This is a genomic window from Aminobacter sp. GW821-FHT11F06 (assembly GCF_058808215.1).
The window spans coordinates 188,087-203,505 of the sequence record NZ_JBXARL010000008.1 but is presented as its reverse complement, the minus strand read 5'-3'; the positions used below and the strand labels follow the sequence as shown (position 1 = coordinate 203,505).

Genomic DNA, 15,419 nt, shown 5'->3' with positions numbered 1-15,419 from the left:
CAGTCCATCACGCCACCTGCGATTTTATCATGGTAGCGTAGTGCTATTCATCAGGATATTTCAACGTTGTCGGGACAGAATGTTAACTACAGACCTCATTCTCGGTAGTTTTCGCTCCAGAGATTCTACCCACCCGGACCCTTAGATCCGGGAATCGCCTACGTCTCTACGCGCCCCACTACAGGATCCTTCAGCAGGTCTGCCGGATCTACTTCCAGCACCTTCGCCAACGCCTCCACCGTATCGAGCGTCGCGTTGCGGCGACCAGCTTCGGCACCGCTGAGATAAGCACGCGCGCAACCGGCAAGTTGAGCCAATTGCTCTTGAGACAGCCGGCGTTCCCGGCGCAATCGTTGCAGGTTTAGACCAAATGCGTTTCGAAGGTTCATCGCTCGATATTCCCATATGTGCATTTTAGTGCAACGCACTATAGTGCACATTTTCGTTGACACGCTGGGTGCATCCTGTTTGATGGACACTGCATGCATGGCAACGGCGCTGATGTGGCAACACGGAACGGCACCGTACCCGACGAACCAAAAACTTCGAAGACGGGGCTTCAACCGAAATGACTAACATTGCCGGATACCGCTGCATCCGTTGCGGGGCCGAATATGCAAACAACACCAGAATAGATTCTCGAGGCTGCACCAAGTGCTTTGAACAGGCCCCGGCAAACCTCGAGCCGATATATGTTCGCTACCGCGATAGCCTTGGCTATCCCGGGGCCAAAGGCGTTCTTCACAATTCCCTATGGCGGTACGCATCATTTCTACCCTGTCCTGACAGCCAAGTGGTGTCGTTGGGCGAAGGGTTGACACCGCTGCTTCCAGCTGGACAACTGGGTGAAGCACTGGGCGTTCCCCACCTCTTCATCAAGGATGAAGGACGTAATCCGACCTGGTCGCACAAGGATCGATTTTCAACGATTGCTGTGTCGATGGCCCTCGATCAAGGGGCAAAGGTGTTAGCAACTGCATCATCAGGCAATGCGGGAGCATCACTGGCAGCTTACGCCGCCAGGGCCGGACTCGGTTGCGTCGTCGTGACATTTGCCGGAGCCGCAGGTCCAATGTTGTCGCAAATTCGTTCGTATGGCGCCTCCGTGGTGGCGATGGCGCATAAAGCCGACAGATGGAAGCTTCTGGAGCGCACTGCCGATCGTCTCGGCTGGTTTGTTACATCTCCATATCAGCATCCCGTCGTGGGCAGTCACCCACTTGGCATCGAAGGGTACAAAACCATCGCCTATGAGATTGCGGAACAGTCTGACGGACGTGTGCCTCACTGGTGTGTGCTTCCAGTTTGTTATGGGGACGCCTTGGCGGGAGTTGCGGCCGGCTTCCGCGACCTGTTCAGCATGGGCAAGATCGAGCGCATTCCAAGGCTTGTCGCTGCTGAAGTCCATGGATCACTTACAACAGCGCTTGAGAATGGCCTCGATCGGATCGAGGAACAGGAGCCGGCCTTCAAAACGATTGCCCTATCGATCGGCACGACGCGCAGCACATTCCAAGCGGTGAAAGCGTTACGTGACACCGGGGGGCGAGCTGTCTGCGTTTCCAACGAGCAACTTGTGCGCATGCAAAGAACGCTCGCCGCCAAGGAAGGTGTCTTCGCGGAGCTGGCGTCGGTTGCCCCTCTGGTCGCAATCCAACATCTGCGCGAGCGACAAATCATAACGCGTGACGATCGAGTGGTGGCCATCGTGACCGCAAGCGGCTTGAAGGACCTCGATATGTCAGCCGCCCCGGCTGCCTTCCCAGCTTCATTTGAGAGTGTCGAGGACGCTTGGCGATGGGTAGACGGAATGAGTGCTGCGAAACCCGAGACCGCCTGAAGGCCGCAGACTTTTCGGCTAAGTTGTTCAACTGCGGCCATTGTAAATCTTTAAGGCATCATCCAGATGCCTTCTTTCCCATTCAAGGCGAGTCCATTCCCATTCGGCGTGCGGCTCGATTATCGAAAGGGTTTTCGGCTCGCGTACGGCCTCACACGGCCAGCCGGGCAGCGACGCCAACCATTCCTCGTTGTAGACCGTATTGGCATGGCGGTGTCCTTCGTCGGGCATGATGACCGCGACCACTGCATCCTGATCGGTCCTGGCTATCCAATTGCCGACGAGAGCTGCAGCGCCACTCGTTGGTCCCATGAAAATCCCATGATTGCGTAATAGCAAATGTGTCGAGTGATACGCGGCATAGGCACCAACCCAATGTACTTCGTCGACCAGATGATGCTTGACATTTCCCGGTATGACACTGTTGCCGAGCCCGCGCAGCATGCGCTTGCCGACAGGTTGGCCAAAAAGAACGCTGCGATGTGTGTCGACGGCGGCAATCTTCAGATGCGGATAGAGTTGACGCAGGAATGTGCCGGTCCCGCACAATGAGCCACCGGTGCCGATGCAACCAACAAGCCAATCAATCTGGCCCACTGAGCGAACGAGCTGCTCGGCGAGGCGGGCGTAGGACAACCAATTGCCTGGGCTGTCATATTGCCGCGTCCAGAACGTGCCTGGCTCATTTTCCATTATCGCACTCAGGTGCGCCAATCTTCCGGCTTGGTTTCCATCGCCACTCTGATCTTCCAGCGCAACGACGTTTGCGCCGAGCCGTTCAAGCCTGTGCTGGTAAGCCTGATCAATCAACGTAGCAGCCGTCACCAATGTGAGCCGGAAACCACGCGCGGCAGCAAGTAGCGCAATCGCCATACCGAATGTGCCGGAGGTGGTTTCTACGATGTGGGCATTGTCCTTCAGCTCGCCCGACTGCTCCGCCCGATCGAGGATGAAGCGCGCCGGCATCAGTTTCATCAAGGGGAATGCGGCAGCGACGACGTTTGGGCCTAGTCGCGCGAGACGCGGCGTTTCCAAAGCCCGAAAATAATCAACCTCAACGGACATGGGCGCGCTCCTCCGCGTTGATTGAGAAAACACCGATGTCTTGAAGGCCGGAGTCCTTCAGCGCCGCAACGATCGTGGGAATATCCGTCCTTAGACTGTTGGAATGAGCATCCAGAATTAGCCCCAGAAGAGATCCGCTGTGCGCCACCTGGATTCCGCACGCTTGATGATGATGAGCGAGATCAATCACAAAATCGAAGTGCGGTTTGGGGAGATGGCGCTGGCTGATATGCGCACTCAGCGTCGCCGCCCGGCCAAGCAGACGCGCATCCTGATATCGCACCGCGCGTGCGACCATCCCACGAAGTACCCGAAACAGTTGGATTTCTTCGCCGCTGTACCGAGCGGGATCTAGCTCAACCGTGTTGATGCCGGCAGTGGCATTTGCTTTGAAGCCTATGAGGACAAACGGAGGTAGCGAACCTCCAAAATGCTCCAGGACCACCCCTTCCCGCTGCGCAAAAAGCAGGGCTTCAGATTCGAAAGCGATTGCATCTGAGGCGGTTTCAGCAGCAACCGCCAGGCGACTGCTCGTGGAGGGCAACAATCTTTTGCCGAGGGCTGCCGCTACCGCTTGGATGGAGGCAACGACGTCCGCCGTGGACGAGCCGTAGCCGTGCCCCATTGGGATATCGCTTTTGATGCTGAGACGGCCACCCAGTGCTGGGAACCCTAGATGCGCCAACGCCAGTTGCGCGGCGCGCAACGCCTTTGTCCGGCTGCGCGGCTTGACGCGAAGAGTTTCACCCTCCTCGAGCATAAGGCTGGCGGTGGATCGGAGGCTTTCTAATGGAAGCGTTACCAATCCGCGGTGCAAGCGCCCATGGTCGTCTTCGAATACGCCTTGCAGGAGCTCGCCGTGATGGGCGATTGCGTGTGCCTTTGCCGGCTTTCCCAGCGCAGCATTTTCCGGTCTGACGGCGATGCTTGCCATGGCCCCATCTCCGAACAACTAGGCTCCGTTCGAATTATGGGGCTGTTCTTTCTATGCGTCACTTCCTGGAAACCGGTATTGACCTCAAGAATCGCCCTACCCTGCACACCTTGCGGCGGAGTGACACAATGCTGTTGCGGCTGAAGGGGATTGCCGAAAATACAGACACCAAAATGCAGCCAGATGTCGTGACAGGCTGCGCTGATACGTCCTTGTCACATCGATCGTGCGTCCGGCATCTGAAACGGCGCATCGGGATGCCATTGGTAACGTCGGGGAGAGTGTCATGAACAATGCTATTCGCCTCGCCGATTTTGTCGATCGGATGTGCGATCATTGTGGGCTATTTCAGCTACATGGCCGCCAACCAAAAGCCACCTGAAGATATGGCTTCACTGGCCATTTCAATACTCAAATCCGGCGATGCCTCACCGGAGATGCGCTCCTGGGCGACCGGTGTTCTCAGGATTCAGACAGGTATCTGATGCCGGCCAGATTTAACCCGCAATGAAAGCGACATAGGCGACCGCCAGTCCGCTGCTGCAATCGGTCGCAGGTGTTTCATGAGCGCTCGGCGCCGTCGATGGCCAGCACTTCCGACATGACAGGCGCTACAGCCGGCACCGCGAACGTGACCTGGTTGTCGGTGGCAACAGTCGGCGAGCCGTCGATGTATTCTTGTTCCACGCGGCGCGCCGTGGCGTCGCGCGGAGACGTGGTGACTGAAGGCGTGGTCGGGTCGGGTTCGCTGGGTGTGGTGCGTTTCAGCGAGGCTTCGCCCTGCTTGAATTTGGCAAGGACTTCAGATGCTGTTTTGCACATCTCGTTATAGTATCCGGCCATACGACCCACTATTTTTTAACACCAAGGTTTCCCTGCGCTGCAATGTCGCGACTGCAAAGTCAGGCTATTTTTTTGACCGGCAATCAACTTAATCATTCATAAACAATTCGCACGACTCTCTGTCAGAGTAGACCACTCGTTCAGAGGGTAACCAGCATGAGAATAACCAGGCTCATAATTGGCTTTGGCATAGTTCTTTTTGCCGTCTTAATTATCTCTGGCGAACAGCTATCAGGCGCAAGTGCTGATGCAGTCATCAACGCTCGGCTTACCACCATACGGGCGCCCATCGCTGGCGACCTTTCAATCGAGCATCGTGCGCTCGGTACCAGGGTTGGCGACAAGGAGGTCCTAGGCACAATCAAAAATCCGCTGGCTGACGATCTGCGACTCAACGACCTGATACGCGAACGAGCATTGTCTGTGGCTGAGATTGACCGGCTGAAGCGCGTCATCGCCGGAACGAACAGATCGATCGACGAACTGCAAGTGCGTTTGAAGACCTACAAGGAAGAGCGAGGTAGGCAGTTGGAAGCGCAGCTTAGTTCGGCCACGTCCCAGGTCGCCGCGGCCGAAGCACGCGTGGCAGAGGCCGACGCCGATCTCAAGCGCGCAAAGGAATTGAGCGGCAGCGGCATCGAAACATCAGCAACGCTCGATCGAATCCAAGCCGCGCAGAAGGTAGCAAGCCTGGAACTGGACGACGCCCGGCAGCGGGCGTCCGCGAGCGATATCGTTTTGCAGTCCGCGCGTCGCGGAACGTTTCTTGGCGATGGCTACAATGATGCGCCCTTTTCAGAGCAGCAGATTTCGGAATTATCGCTGCGCCTGACCGACCTGAACGCCAGCCTCGATGCCGAGACCGCGCGCTCGAAGGCGCTTGAGGAGCGTATTGCGGCGGAACTGCTTAGAGTGGATCGTCTCAAGGGGGTGGAACTTACGTCCAACGTCGATGGGCTTGTGTGGGAAATGCTCGCGGGCGACGGCGAAACCGCACAGCAAGGACAGGATCTCATCCGGTTGGTGGATTGTGAATCAACAATGGTCACCCTTAGCGTCAGCGAAAGCGTCTACGATCGCCTGACCCCTGGAGCCACGGCAAAGTTTCGCGTGAGCGGTGGCGACCAAACCTTCGATGGGGCTGTCACCAGGTTGGCAGGATCGGGCGCCGAAACAGTCTACCGCAATCTTGCTATTGCGCCGAGTGAGCGGCATCTTGAGCGATACGATGTCGCCCTCTTTGTCCCAGACCTCAGGGACGATCAAAATCTTGGCTGCGCGATCGGCAGAACCGGACGGGTGTTCTTTGAAGCGCGGCCGCTCGATTTTCTGCGGCGCTTCTGGAACTAAGATGCCGAGTTTCATCTATCTGAGCGAAACCGGTTCCAGTATCATCAAACTGGTGTTGGTGATCGGCCTAGGTATCGTCATCCCTCTTGTGCTGCGCCCAACGAGCAATGGTGCCAGGATCGTACTGTTCGGCGTGGCAGCCTTGCTTGCAATCCGCTATCTCTGGTGGCGCGCTACCCAGACCATTGCGCCATTTGAGGCAAGCTGGAATTGCCTTGTCAGTTGGTCGTTCTTCGCGGTCGAGGCCGCAGCTGCGACCTCATCTCTCAGCGCATTCCTGATCCTGTCGCGAACGCGTGACCGGAAGGCTGAGGCGACGGTGAATGCAAATTGGTGGGGCGACAAGCTCGCGCCACGGGTTGCGGTTTTGATCGCAACCTACAACGAGGAAGAAGAAGTTCTCGAACGTACCCTCGTCGGAGCCCTGGGGATCGACTACCCGAACTTCGAAGTCCTTGTGCTTGACGATGGACGGCGCGATTGGCTGTCTCGGCTCTGCGATGAACGCGGCCTACGCTATATCAGCCGAGCAAACAGCCTAGGCGCCAAAGCGGGCAACATGAACAACGCGCTTCGCGCGCTCGCTGAGGAAGGGGCACCTGAATTCATTGCCGTACTTGATGCCGACTTCGTCCCGCACCGCAACTTTCTTTCCCGTACCATCGGCCTGTTCCACGATGCAGATGTAGGCCTGGTGCAGACGCCGCAACACTTCTTCAATGCAGATCCTGTCCAGCACAATCTCGGGCTCAGCCGCTCATATCCGGACGAACAGCGTTTCTTCTTCGACCATCTCCAACCCTCGCGTGACGCTTGGGGAATAGCCTTTTGCTGCGGCACCTCATCAGTCATACGATGGTCAGCGATCTCGGCAATCGGCGGTTTTCCGACCGAAAGCATTACCGAGGACTTCATGCTCAGCCTTGCCCTGCAGCAACGAGGCTGCCGCACCGTCTACCTCAACGAAGCGCTCAGCGAAGGGCTCGCGCCCGAGGGGCTGAAGGAGTACATCACCCAACGTGCCCGCTGGTGCCTCGGCCTTATGCAAATAGCGCGGAGTAAGCTCGGTCCCTTAGGAGCTAATCGTTTGCCGCTTCGCCATCGTTGGAGTGTTGCCGATTCCGTTTTGTACTGGACGGCCAGCTTCAGCTTCCGTCTAGCAGCCCTCATCTTCCCACTATTTTATTGGTTTTTCGACATCACGATAGTGAATGCCAGCATCGCCGACGTTATCAGCTACTTCGGTGTCTATTTCCTGTGGGTGCTGATCTGCCTTAACTTCGTTTCGGGCGGCCTAGTGGTGCCGGTCATCAATGACGTGAGCCAACTTCTTGCCGCAATCCCAGTAACTCGCGCTGCCTATCTCGGCCTCATACGGCCCAAGGGACACGCATTCTCCGTGACGGCCAAGGGGGGCGACCGCACCCGCGTCGTTGTCCAGTGGCGCTTGATGGCGCCGTTTGCGACCCTCTTCGCCCTGACGCTTGCAGGCCTGGTAGTCGGCATTGCCTCTGACAGCTTCGCCTTCGACGATGCCGGCGATGGCAAGCTCATTATTCTATTTTGGACCTTCTACAATCTCTTGGTCCTAGCGATGACGCTGCTTGTGTGCATTGAACTGCCGCGTCGAGAGCGCCATCTCGACGACCGTCCCGAACAGGCACAAGTGTTCGTGGGCGACGACGTCATGAGGGTTTGGATCGTCGGGCTAACTCAAAACAGCGTGCGCGTACGTGGCGCTTCGATACCGAATGATAGTCCTGTGAAGATCGCGATCTCCGGAGTCGGCAAAATCAACGCCATTGTTGCGGCTGCATCCGAGGACGGGTCACGGCTGTTGCTGGAACCGACGCTCAACCAGCACGATGCGTTGCTGCGTCGCTTCTACACCGAAGGCGATGCGCCGGGAATTGCGCGAACGCGCTACCAAGGCGTGATTGCCGATTTAAGCCGGCGACTGTCGTTCTCCGTCAGGCGCTGAAATTCACGAACTGCGAACTTTTGGCGGGTTCATTTGGCGAGCCTGGAGCTTGGCGACAGCAGCACTAAGAGTTTCCGCTTCGGCAGTGCTGCGCGATTCGAATGGATAGACCTCTTCGTGTCTGAGCACCGCAGCCGCCGTCTGGGCAAGCTTTTTGAACGGTTCGGCGAACATTTGGACGAAAAGGAACGTCATGGTCGCAAGCAGAAGTCCAAATCCGACCAGTGACAGCACGAGCGTCGCTGACAGTCGGTTGTCACTTGCAACGATCGCGTCGTCGCCGATGCGGGCAACGAGACTCCATTCCAGCGGTGGCAGGTCGCGATAGCCGACCTCTGGCACCGCCGTCGTCACGTATGCACGCCCATCCGGCCAGGTTTCAATGCCCGCTCCGACCACTCCTGCCGCGACCGAATGCATTATGGCCAGATCAAGCTTGCCGGATACAGTCTCATCAGTGGCGGCAACGACGCTGCCGTCACTGTCGATAAGAAAGGCATCGATCTCAAGTGTCTGGGCCGACTCTTTGAGGTAGTCGCGGACCGACGCTAGGTTCGTGTGCACGCCAAGTACACCGACCGTCTGCCCTGCGCTAACCTTGACCGGCATGGCAAAGACCACAAGCCCCCGTGCATTGCCGGAGCTTGCCGAGCCAAGCTCGGCCGTCTCTTCGGCATCGTGCAAGGCTCCGGCATAATCTCCGTTCACGCCGGCCTGGAACCAGGATGCTGCAGCAACGTTCTGACCCTCCTGCGCCCCGCCCGACGCAGACGTTATGGTGCCGTCCAGGCTGGCAATACCGGCCCATGCGAGGCTAAGGCCGTTGCCGACCAACTGGTCGAGCGCATCGCGAACCTCCCTTCGGTCGCGGCCATCGGTATCCTGGGCGATGGCATGCGCGCTGTGCCACTGGCTGTACAGCATGCGCGCAAAATCTAGCTCCAGACTCTTTGCCCGTACGGTTACCGCCTGTGTGAGTGCAGCTGTCTGGAAATCGGAGAGACGATCATTCACAACGACCCAGCCAATGATCGTTGCCACCAAAGCCCCCAATGCAACGAAACCGTAGACAGCCTTTGCCAAGGTTATGTGGGATTGCACCTTCATGTCGACCTCGCAGAAAGTACTATTCAAGATCAGTTTAGCCACAATCGCTTGAGATACGAGGCCCCGGACGAGCTCGGCATCCCCAACAGCGATTGTGCTGGTACTCCACCACTGACAACGGGCCTGCCTACCATGTCTGGCCAGATGCCACTAATACCCAACCCGTCCGCGACGAACTGGGAAGGTGCATTCCGCGTCCCCCTGCTGCCCGGCATTGCGTTTGCGCCAGCTCTCGACCACGTCGCGGTCGACATCAGGCAGCAGCCTGTCGAGCTGTTCGACCACATCGACACGCGCACCAAGCGCGCTATAGACGGTTGCCATTTCGAGCCCGATGATGCCGCCGCCGATGACCAGCATGCGTTCGGGGATGAAGGGCAGCTCGAGCGCGCCGGTGGGGTCGACGATGCGCGGGTCATCAGGCAGAAACGGCAGCTTGACCGGCACCGAGCCGGCAGCGACGATCGCCTTGGCGAAAGCTATCCCGCGGCTTGTGCCGTCGAACAACTCGACATCGACCGAGCTGCTATCCGCAAATTTCGCCGTGCCTCTGATCACCTCGACCTTGCGCAGGCGCGCCATGCCCTTCAGCCCGTCGGTGAGCTTGCCGACAACGCCCGCCTTGAAGCCGCGCAGCTTGTCGAGATCGACGGTCGGCGTGTCGAAGGCTACGCCGTGGTCGGCCAGACGCTCCGCCTCCTCCTTGACCGCCACGACGTGCAGCAGCGCCTAAGTTTCCACTTGCGCGCGATGGTAGCAGCAAGGCCGCCTGTCCAAGACACGCGACGTCGCCAACATCCGCTCGAGCTTTGCCCTCAAGCAGGTCAAGTACAAGACCGCGCTGCCACTTGAAGACCTGGCCACGCCGCGAACGCGGCGATAGACTTCTAGTGTCATCGGGCAGGCACTCGGCCAATGCTCGAAACGCTTGGAAGTTATTGCAGAAATCGACGCGCTATCTTATGTGTAGACAATACAAACCGCATGGTTTGAAAGCGCATTTTTTTGGAGCTTCCAAGACGTTGACGGACCAAGAAACAAATACCGAACTGGCTGACACGATCGAGTTGGACGGCAACGGTCCGATCTACAGGCAGATCGAGCGTGCTGTTCGCGCCGAAATCATGAGCGGGCGTTGGCCCGCCGGTCACCGCATCCCCTCCGAGCACACGCTGCTGGAGAAATTCTCGACAACCCGGGCAACCGTCAGCAAGGCGCTGTCCAAGCTCACCGAAGCAGGGCTTTTGGAGCGCCGGCGCAAGCAGGGAACGCGCGTCGCGCAGACCACGGAATCCCATGCGGTGATCGGCTACCTCGATATCAGGCAAGATATCGAGGCCAAAGGCAGAACCTATGCCTACCGGGTCGTTGGCTCATCCCTGATCACGGCCGGCGCAGACACGCCCTTCTGGCCTGAGGTGGAGGCAGGCACCCCGTTGCTACGGCTGCATGCGGTGCACAGCGGTTTTGGCAAGGCCGAAGTGCTGGAGGAACGGCTCATCAATCTGCAGGCTGCCCCCGACGCAGTGGACGCGGATTTCGAGGCCGAAACGCCCAACATCTGGCTTCTCGCCAGGCTTCCTTGCACGCGGCTTCGTCACACTATCCGCGCCGAGATCGCAACGGCGGGACAGGCTGCGCAACTTGGTGTCGGCGTGAACGCGCCGCTGCTGGTATCTCTTCGCCAGACATGGGCTGACGCCATGCCGGTGACATGGGTAAAGTTGACCTACCCTGCCGACCGCAACGAGTTTGTCGGCGAGTTCAATCCTCTTCAACCATGAGCACAGCAGATCAAATGGACGGCGCGTCGGTGGACGTCAGAGAGCTGGCCCGCAGAAACCGGGAAGCCATTTTCAATCAGATCGGCGACAGAAGCGTCGTGCTGGTGGCGACCCAGCCCCACCATGTCTTTTACTGCAGTGGCTACAAAAGCATGGGCTTCGACACCAGCTGGCTGCTCAAGATGGCGGTGGTCCTCGTTGCAGACGCGTGGATCCTTGTTGGCCCCAAGGCCGATCTCTGGTCCGCCGCCGAGGCTGTCGGCGAGGATTTGCGGTACTTTTGCTATGGTAATTTTTTCTTCGACGACCAGGAGTTGCGCGAGCGCAAAGGCGCAGATGTCGTCGCGTTCGGCACATTCGATGAAGCAGTGTCCGCTGCCATCGCCCAACTGGCCGGCGGCAGGCGCAAGCTCGGCATCGACAGTGCATTTGGCGACGTGCCCAGGCTCGGTTCGGCGCAAGGGCTGCAACTGGTCGACGCGAACGACACCGCAACATTTTTCCGCAACGCGCGCGCGGTCAAGAACCCGCTCGAGATAAGCCTGCTGCGCAGCGCCTCCGCACTGACCGAAATCGCTCTCGGCCAAGCGCTGCGCGACGCCAAGGCGGGCATGACGGAATACGAGCTTGCCGCAAGAATATCCTCCGAGATGACCTTACAAGGCGGCTTGCCGGGCTTCGTCGTCGTCACTTCGGGACAGCGCAGCGCGCTTGCCGATGCCTATCCGACCCAGCGCCGGATCGCCGCCAACGACATCGTCCGCATCGATGTCGGCGCCACTTTAGGTGGCTACTGGTCCGACACCGCGCGAACCGCCTTCGTTGGCGAGCCGGGCAAGGATGTGCTTTCGGCCTTTGGGGCGACCTCGATGGGTCACCGCAAGGCTTCTGCCATGGTCGCGCCGGGGGTGACCACCGATGCGCTTTTTCATGAGGCCGTGGCAGCCGTCCGCCAGGCCGGGCTGCCACAATACAAGCGTCACCATGTCGGACATGGTCTCGGCATCGAGAGCCATGAGTATCCGACAATCGCAGCCTCAAATCCCGTCGCGTTGCGGGAGGGCATGGTGGTCAATATCGAGGCGCCTTACTACCGCCCCGGCTGGGGCGGCATGATGAGCGAGGACACCTTCCTGGTGACCGCCACCGGCGCGGAGGCGTTCACCAGTCTCGAACGCGAATTGCTGCTCATACCTGCGTGAGGTTCGAGCCGAGCTGGCCAAGAACGATGTGCGCCGCTTCGACGAAGCGATCGATCTCTTCAAGGCTGTTCGACAGGCCAGGCGAGACATGGATGCCCTTCAGCGAAGGGTCTTCATCCATCGCAAACGACAAGACGTTGATCTTGAATTCGTCGAGCAGCACCTTGGCAAACTGCGCATGATCGATGCCGTTGAGCGTAAACGCCCCGAAGCCGGTGCCCGGCTCGGCATCGATGTCGGTCAGCATCGTGACCCTCTCATGCTTGCTCAGCGGGATCATCCAGCGATTGCGCATATAGCGCAGCCGCGCGGCCTTCTCTTCCTGGCCGATTTGCAAATTGAACGCCAACGCGTCGGGAATTGATGCTGGCAGCGCCTTGAACACCGACCCGACCTCCTCGAACTTCTCGATGGAGCTTGCCGGCTTGTTCGACCAGCTTGCCCAGATCGGCCAGACCTCGGCGATCTTGTCCCGTCGGACATAGAGAAAGCCGGTGCCGCGCGGACCATACATCCATTTGTGAAGGCAGGTCGCGAAGGCATCGCAGCCAAGCTCGTCGAGACGAAAGCAGATATGCCCAGCCGAATGGGCGCCATCGACGAAGCTGAAGATGCCCTTGGCGCGTGCCAGTTCCGCCAACGGCTTCACAGGCAGCACCTGACCGGTGCGGACAACGACATGGGGAAATGTAATCAGTCGCGTCCGCTCGGTGATGGCGTCCGAAAAGGCTTTGACGAACTCGGCTTCGCTTCCACGGCCGAAGGGAAGATCGATGAGCTTGAGCACAATGCCATCACGTTCGACGCGCTGCCTCAAGATCGCGAGGTTTGAATCGTAGCAGTATTTCGTCGCAATGACCTCGTCGCCTGGCTTCAGCGTCACGCCGTTCAAGACGGTGGCGATGCCTTCCATGGCGTTGCGCGTCAGGGCGATCTCGTCGGCGCCGCCACCGAAATAGTCGGCCAGCATTTGCCGGATCGTCAGCGAGGACCCGCTTTCCTTGAGGTCGCGAAATGGCTCGTATTCATCGAGTTCATAGGAAAGCGACAGGTCTACGAGCGACCTGACGCGGTCGCGCACTTCAAGTGGTGACGACCCTCGCCGAGTATTGACCAACTGTGTGTGGGTGTACATCGGCTCCATGGTCTTGCGCACCCCGCCCCAGAACTCTTCGTTGTCGGGCGCATTCTTCAGCGAGCTCGTATGAGCTGTGTCACTGTTCAAAAACATCCTAGATGCCTCCGTCATTGGTCTGGATCTGTGTCTGTGCCGTTGCGGGCGCTTAAGCGGACAATTGCTGTGGCAGGCGCCGCGGCTCAGGCCCAGGCACCACCTTGGTCGCGCCTATCTGGTCGGCAATGATGCAGGCCGCGCCGTGGCCGGGACCAACCCAGACCGTAGGCGGCTCGGCTGCAGCGCATGCCTCCATCGCGCTCGGGCAGCGCGTTCGAAACCGGCAGCCGGATGGCGGATTGGTCGGGCTCGGTATGTCGCCCAGCAGTGCCGGAACCTCGCGCGTTGCCTCGATGCGCGGATCCGCACTCGGGATCGAGGCGAGCAGCGCGCGCGTATAGGGATGGGTCGGTCTTTCGTAGACATCGAGCGAGGTCCCCTGCTCGACAATCTTTCCGAGATACATCACATAAACTCGCGACGCGGCCTGACGTAGGAGCGCCAGGTCATGGGCGATGAAAAGACAGGCGACGCCAAGATCCTTCTGCAGGCTCAGAAACAGGTTCATGACCTGCGAACGTATCGACAGGTCGAGCGCGCTGACCGGCTCGTCGCAGATCAGCACGCGTGGCTCCACCGCAAGCGAGCGGGCGATTGCTACGCGCTGGCGCTGACCGCCTGACAATTCGCGCGGATAGCGATCCGCCACCGTGTCGGGCAATCCGACCTGGTCGAGCAGTTCGTGAACCCGCCGGCGCTGCCGGATCCCATCGCGAATACCGATGATCACCAGAGCTTCGGCTATCGCTTCGCCGATCGTCTGCCGATCGTTCAAAGAGGCATACGGGTCCTGAAAGACATATTGGACCGCTCGTCGCGTTTCGCGCAGCTTGCGCCCGCCAAGGCCGCTCAGATCGACATCGTCGAGCAGGATACGGCCGCTTTGCGGACGTTCGAGCCCCACGATCGAGCGACCCAGCGTCGACTTCCCGCAACCGGATTCGCCGACAAGACCAACGATTTCGCCGGCACGGAGCTCGATGCTGACGCCATCGACCGCCTTGACCCATTTGCCGCGTTCGACGCTCTTGAACCGCGTCACCAGGTTTTCGACGCGCAGGACCGACTTAGTGCTGGACATACGCGCCCTCGTGAACTTGTTTGTTGATGATCGGGCAAGCTGCTGAAACCTGCGGCTGGACTGTTGACACCAGCGGCGGGCGCCTGATGTGGCAGCTTTCGATTGCTGCGTGGCAGCGGGGTGCAAAGGCGCATCCCCGGATGGGCGCGCCAAGGATCGGAGGTGCGCCAGGCAACCCGCGAAACAGCGAACCAGGGGCATCGTCGGCGCGCGGAATGGCGTCGATCAGGCCCATTGTGTAGGGATGGCGTGGTTCGACCAGAACATCGCCGACGGGGCCGTATTCGGCGACCCGGCCGGCATACATGACGGCAACACGCGAGGCGATCCCGGCGACGACACCCATGTCGTGGGTGATGAGCACGATGGCCATGTTCAGCCGCTTCTGCAGGTCCTTCAGCAAGGCAATGATCTGCGCCTGCACGGTGACGTCGAGAGCGGTGGTGGGCTCGTCGGCAATCAGAAGCTTCGGCTCGGCGGCAACGGCGATAGCGATCATCACGCGTTGGCGAAGGCCGCCGGAAAGCTCGTGAGGGTATTGCTTCAGCCGCGCGTCGGGGTCGGACATCCTGACCAGTTTGAGCAGGTCGAGTGCGCGGCTTTCGGCCTGGCTGGAGCTCAGGCCCATATGCAGTTCGGTCACCTCGGCGATCTGCCTGCCGATGGTGCGTGCCGGGTTAAGCGCGCTCATCGGGTCCTGGAAGATCGTACCGATCGAGCCGCCGCGCAGCTTTCGCAAGGCGGGATCGGCGATGCCGACCAGCTCGATGTCGCTGAACAGGATCGAGCCGCTCAGGTCGACATTGACGCCCGTCGGCATCAGGCCGAGCGGTGCAAAGTTCAACACCGTCTTGCCGCTGCCGCTCTCGCCGACAATCGCGAGCGTTTCGCCTGCAGCAACCGAATAGCTGACACCGTCGACCGGCCGGATGACGGAGCGCTGGGTGAACAGATCGACAGAGAGATCTGAAACCCTCAGAATATCGTTCGAAGCCATC

Annotated in this window: 14 protein-coding genes and 2 pseudogenes; 7 read left to right on the top strand and 9 right to left on the bottom strand. The window is 59.3% G+C overall.

Translation table 11 applies throughout. The annotated features are described in order from the left end of the window. Positions 1 to 158: 158 nt before the first annotated feature. Positions 159 to 389 carry a helix-turn-helix domain-containing protein gene (locus AC1RTB_RS20120; RefSeq protein WP_492880851.1) on the bottom strand — a complete coding sequence of 77 codons (231 nt, stop codon included), beginning with the start codon at positions 387 to 389 and terminating at the stop codon, positions 159 to 161. A 179-nt stretch (positions 390 to 568) separates the two neighbouring features. Between AC1RTB_RS20120 and AC1RTB_RS20115 the strand changes: the two genes are divergently transcribed. Continuing rightward, positions 569 to 1,840: a threonine synthase gene (locus tag AC1RTB_RS20115; protein WP_492880850.1), complete on the top strand. Its 1,272-nt coding sequence runs from the start codon at positions 569 to 571 to the stop codon at positions 1,838 to 1,840. 27 nt (positions 1,841 to 1,867) lie between these two features. Here the strand turns inward: AC1RTB_RS20115 and AC1RTB_RS20110 are convergent, their stop codons facing one another. Continuing rightward, positions 1,868 to 2,905 carry a PLP-dependent cysteine synthase family protein gene (locus AC1RTB_RS20110; protein WP_492880849.1) on the bottom strand — a complete coding sequence of 346 codons (1,038 nt, stop codon included), beginning with the start codon at positions 2,903 to 2,905 and terminating at the stop codon, positions 1,868 to 1,870. Beyond that, positions 2,895 to 3,839: a GHMP family kinase ATP-binding protein gene (locus tag AC1RTB_RS20105; protein WP_492880848.1), complete on the bottom strand. Its 945-nt coding sequence runs from the start codon at positions 3,837 to 3,839 to the stop codon at positions 2,895 to 2,897. The genes AC1RTB_RS20110 and AC1RTB_RS20105 overlap by 11 nt, the downstream gene beginning before the upstream one ends. Before the next feature lie 293 nt (positions 3,840 to 4,132). Here AC1RTB_RS20105 and AC1RTB_RS20100 point away from each other — a divergent pair, with 293 nt between their 5' ends. Then, positions 4,133 to 4,324 (top strand): hypothetical protein, encoded by a 192-nt coding sequence (locus AC1RTB_RS20100; RefSeq protein ID WP_492880847.1) that lies wholly within the window; start codon positions 4,133 to 4,135, stop codon positions 4,322 to 4,324. 76 nt (positions 4,325 to 4,400) lie between these two features. On the opposite strand, the gene AC1RTB_RS20095 is transcribed toward AC1RTB_RS20100, so the two are convergent. Next, a complete protein-coding gene (locus AC1RTB_RS20095) occupies positions 4,401 to 4,661 on the bottom strand; it encodes a hypothetical protein (protein WP_492880846.1) in 261 nt (86 codons plus the stop codon). A gap of 177 nt (positions 4,662 to 4,838) precedes the next feature. Between AC1RTB_RS20095 and AC1RTB_RS20090 the strand changes: the two genes are divergently transcribed. Together AC1RTB_RS20090 and AC1RTB_RS20085 are read left to right on the top strand one after the other, a co-directional pair. Next, a complete protein-coding gene (locus tag AC1RTB_RS20090; RefSeq protein WP_492880845.1) occupies positions 4,839 to 6,032 on the top strand; it encodes an HlyD family secretion protein in 1,194 nt (397 codons plus the stop codon). Between the two features lies 1 nt (position 6,033). Then, positions 6,034 to 8,013: a glycosyltransferase family 2 protein gene (locus AC1RTB_RS20085; protein WP_492880844.1), complete on the top strand. Its 1,980-nt coding sequence runs from the start codon at positions 6,034 to 6,036 to the stop codon at positions 8,011 to 8,013. A gap of 3 nt (positions 8,014 to 8,016) precedes the next feature. Here AC1RTB_RS20085 and AC1RTB_RS20080 read toward each other — a convergent pair whose 3' ends face one another. Both AC1RTB_RS20080 and AC1RTB_RS20075 read right to left on the bottom strand, forming a co-directional pair. Further along, the gene (locus AC1RTB_RS20080) at positions 8,017 to 9,120 is read right to left on the bottom strand and encodes a cache domain-containing protein (RefSeq protein WP_492880843.1); all 1,104 of its coding nucleotides are present in this window, start codon (positions 9,118 to 9,120) and stop codon (positions 8,017 to 8,019) included. A gap of 210 nt (positions 9,121 to 9,330) precedes the next feature. Beyond that, positions 9,331 to 9,849 (bottom strand): annotated as a pseudogene (locus AC1RTB_RS20075) (FAD-dependent oxidoreductase); the annotation flags it as partial. Between the two features lie 55 nt (positions 9,850 to 9,904). On the opposite strand from AC1RTB_RS20075, the pseudogene AC1RTB_RS20070 reads away from it, so the two are divergent. The 3 genes and pseudogenes from AC1RTB_RS20070 to AC1RTB_RS20060 all read left to right on the top strand — a co-directional run. Further along, positions 9,905 to 10,003: pseudogene (locus AC1RTB_RS20070) on the top strand (ArsR family transcriptional regulator); the annotation flags it as partial. 55 nt (positions 10,004 to 10,058) lie between these two features. Beyond that, positions 10,059 to 10,904, top strand: a complete 846-nt coding sequence (gene hutC, locus AC1RTB_RS20065; RefSeq protein WP_492880842.1) for a histidine utilization transcriptional repressor HutC — start codon at positions 10,059 to 10,061, stop codon at positions 10,902 to 10,904. Next, positions 10,835 to 12,106 carry a M24 family metallopeptidase gene (locus AC1RTB_RS20060; protein WP_492943836.1) on the top strand — a complete coding sequence of 424 codons (1,272 nt, stop codon included), beginning with the start codon at positions 10,835 to 10,837 and terminating at the stop codon, positions 12,104 to 12,106. The genes hutC and AC1RTB_RS20060 overlap by 70 nt, the downstream gene beginning before the upstream one ends. On the opposite strand, the gene AC1RTB_RS20055 is transcribed toward AC1RTB_RS20060, so the two are convergent. Genes AC1RTB_RS20055 through AC1RTB_RS20045 form a run of 3 tightly spaced genes read right to left on the bottom strand, consistent with a single transcriptional unit; the run spans position 12,093 to position 15,418 of the window. Further along, entirely contained in the window at positions 12,093 to 13,337 is a 1,245-nt protein-coding gene (locus tag AC1RTB_RS20055; protein WP_492880840.1) for an aminotransferase class V-fold PLP-dependent enzyme, read from the bottom strand. The two genes, AC1RTB_RS20060 and AC1RTB_RS20055, sit on opposite strands and share 14 nt — an antisense overlap. Before the next feature lie 52 nt (positions 13,338 to 13,389). Then, positions 13,390 to 14,421 carry an ABC transporter ATP-binding protein gene (locus AC1RTB_RS20050; RefSeq protein ID WP_492880839.1) on the bottom strand — a complete coding sequence of 344 codons (1,032 nt, stop codon included), beginning with the start codon at positions 14,419 to 14,421 and terminating at the stop codon, positions 13,390 to 13,392. Continuing rightward, entirely contained in the window at positions 14,408 to 15,418 is a 1,011-nt protein-coding gene (locus AC1RTB_RS20045; RefSeq protein WP_492880838.1) for an ABC transporter ATP-binding protein, read from the bottom strand. The genes AC1RTB_RS20050 and AC1RTB_RS20045 overlap by 14 nt, the downstream gene beginning before the upstream one ends. Between the last annotated feature and the right edge of the window lies 1 nt (position 15,419).